The sequence below is a fragment of the Pseudomonas sp. 2835 genome (assembly GCF_050435905.1).
Classification (GTDB): domain Bacteria; phylum Pseudomonadota; class Gammaproteobacteria; order Pseudomonadales; family Pseudomonadaceae; genus Aquipseudomonas.
On sequence record NZ_JBNDLE010000041.1, the window covers coordinates 1 to 3120 of the forward strand.

Annotated in this window: 1 rRNA gene; it reads right to left on the reverse strand. The window is 51.1% G+C overall.

Features of this window, described 5'->3' with window-relative positions:
• Positions 1-56: 56 nt before the first annotated feature.
• Positions 57-2946 (reverse strand): 23S ribosomal RNA (locus ABIE20_RS27585).
• Positions 2947-3120: the final 174 nt, after the last annotated feature.

Consider the following 3120-nt stretch of genomic DNA (forward strand, 5'->3'; position numbering starts at 1 on the left):
TGCAGTCTTCACAACACCGCAATCTGCTCATTCGACGCAAATTGCTTGGGTGTTATATGGTCAAGCCTCACGGGCAATTAGTATTGGTTAGCTCAACGCCTCACAGCGCTTACACACCCAACCTATCAACGTCGTAGTCTTCGACGGCCCTTCAGGGAGCTCAAGGCTCCAGTGAGATCTCATCTTGAGGCAAGTTTCCCGCTTAGATGCTTTCAGCGGTTATCTCTTCCGAACATAGCTACCCGGCAATGCCACTGGCGTGACAACCGGAACACCAGAGGTTCGTCCACTCCGGTCCTCTCGTACTAGGAGCAGCCCCTCTCAAATCTCAAACGTCCACGGCAGATAGGGACCGAACTGTCTCACGACGTTCTAAACCCAGCTCGCGTACCACTTTAAATGGCGAACAGCCATACCCTTGGGACCGGCTTCAGCCCCAGGATGTGATGAGCCGACATCGAGGTGCCAAACACCGCCGTCGATATGAACTCTTGGGCGGTATCAGCCTGTTATCCCCGGAGTACCTTTTATCCGTTGAGCGATGGCCCTTCCATACAGAACCACCGGATCACTAAGACCTACTTTCGTACCTGCTCGACGTGTCTGTCTCGCAGTCAAGCGCGCTTTTGCCTTTATACTCTACGACCGATTTCCGACCGGTCTGAGCGCACCTTCGTACTCCTCCGTTACTCTTTAGGAGGAGACCGCCCCAGTCAAACTACCCACCATACACTGTCCTCGATCCGGATAACGGACCTGAGTTAGAACCTCAAAGTTGCCAGGGTGGTATTTCAAGGATGGCTCCACGCGAACTGGCGTCCACGCTTCAAAGCCTCCCACCTATCCTACACAAGCAAATTCAAAGTCCAGTGCAAAGCTATAGTAAAGGTTCACGGGGTCTTTCCGTCTAGCCGCGGATACACTGCATCTTCACAGCGATTTCAATTTCACTGAGTCTCGGGTGGAGACAGCGCCGCCATCGTTACGCCATTCGTGCAGGTCGGAACTTACCCGACAAGGAATTTCGCTACCTTAGGACCGTTATAGTTACGGCCGCCGTTTACCGGGGCTTCGATCAAGAGCTTCGCGTTAGCTAACCCCATCAATTAACCTTCCGGCACCGGGCAGGCGTCACACCCTATACGTCCACTTTCGTGTTTGCAGAGTGCTGTGTTTTTAATAAACAGTCGCAGCGGCCTGGTATCTTCGACCGGCATGGGCTTACGGAGCAAGTCCTTCACCCTCACCGGCGCACCTTCTCCCGAAGTTACGGTGCCATTTTGCCTAGTTCCTTCACCCGAGTTCTCTCAAGCGCCTTGGTATTCTCTACCCAACCACCTGTGTCGGTTTGGGGTACGGTTCCTGGTTATCTGAAGCTTAGAAGCTTTTCTTGGAAGCATGGCATCAACCACTTCGTCGCCTAAAGGCAACTCGTCATCAGCTCTCGGCCTTAAGATCCCGGATTTACCTAAGATCTCAGCCTACCACCTTAAACTTGGACAACCAACGCCAAGCTGGCCTAGCCTTCTCCGTCCCTCCATCGCAATAACCAGAAGTACAGGAATATTAACCTGTTTTCCATCGACTACGCTTTTCAGCCTCGCCTTAGGGACCGACTAACCCTGCGTCGATTAACGTTGCGCAGGAAACCTTGGTCTTTCGGCGTGGGAGTTTTTCACTCCCATTGTCGTTACTCATGTCAGCATTCGCACTTCTGATACCTCCAGCAAGCTTCTCAACTCACCTTCACAGGCTTACAGAACGCTCCTCTACCGCATCACCTAAGTGATACCCGTAGCTTCGGTGTATGGTTTGAGCCCCGTTACATCTTCCGCGCAGGCCGACTCGACTAGTGAGCTATTACGCTTTCTTTAAAGGGTGGCTGCTTCTAAGCCAACCTCCTAGCTGTCTAAGCCTTCCCACATCGTTTCCCACTTAACCATAACTTTGGGACCTTAGCTGACGGTCTGGGTTGTTTCCCTTTTCACGACGGACGTTAGCACCCGCCGTGTGTCTCCCATGCTCGGCACTTGTAGGTATTCGGAGTTTGCATCGGTTTGGTAAGTCGGGATGACCCCCTAGCCGAAACAGTGCTCTACCCCCTACAGTGATACATGAGGCGCTACCTAAATAGCTTTCGAGGAGAACCAGCTATCTCCGAGCTTGATTAGCCTTTCACTCCGATCCACAGGTCATCCGCTAACTTTTCAACGGTAGTCGGTTCGGTCCTCCAGTCAGTGTTACCTAACCTTCAACCTGCCCATGGATAGATCGCCCGGTTTCGGGTCTATACCCAGCGACTAAACGCCCTATTAAGACTCGCTTTCGCTACGCCTCCCCTATTCGGTTAAGCTCGCCACTGAATATAAGTCGCTGACCCATTATACAAAAGGTACGCAGTCACCTAACAAGTAGGCTCCCACTGCTTGTACGCATACGGTTTCAGGTTCTATTTCACTCCCCTCTCCGGGGTTCTTTTCGCCTTTCCCTCACGGTACTGGTTCACTATCGGTCAGTCAGTAGTATTTAGCCTTGGAGGATGGTCCCCCCATATTCAGACAAAGTTTCTCGTGCTCCGTCCTACTCGATTTCATGACTAAGAGATTTTCGCGTACAGGGCTATCACCCACTATGGCCGCACTTTCCAGAGCGTTCCGCTAATCTCAAAGCCACTTAAGGGCTAGTCCCCGTTCGCTCGCCACTACTAAGGGAATCTCGGTTGATTTCTTTTCCTCAGGGTACTTAGATGTTTCAGTTCCCCTGGTTCGCCTCTTGCACCTATGTATTCAGTACAAGATACTCAGCTTATGCTGAGTGGGTTCCCCCATTCAGAGATCTCCGGATCAAAGTCTGTTTGCCGACTCCCCGAAGCTTATCGCAGGCTACCACGTCTTTCATCGCCTCTGACTGCCAAGGCATCCACCGTATGCGCTTCTTCACTTGACCATATAACCCCAAGCAATCTGGTTATACTGTGAAGACAACATTCGCCGAAAATTTGTAATGATTCACAAATTTTACCTTAGCCTGAACACACACCAGTGAAAGTGCTGTCCAGTCTATCTTTCTATCACATACCCAAATTTTTAAAGAACGATTCTGAAAAAGTTCAGAAATCAA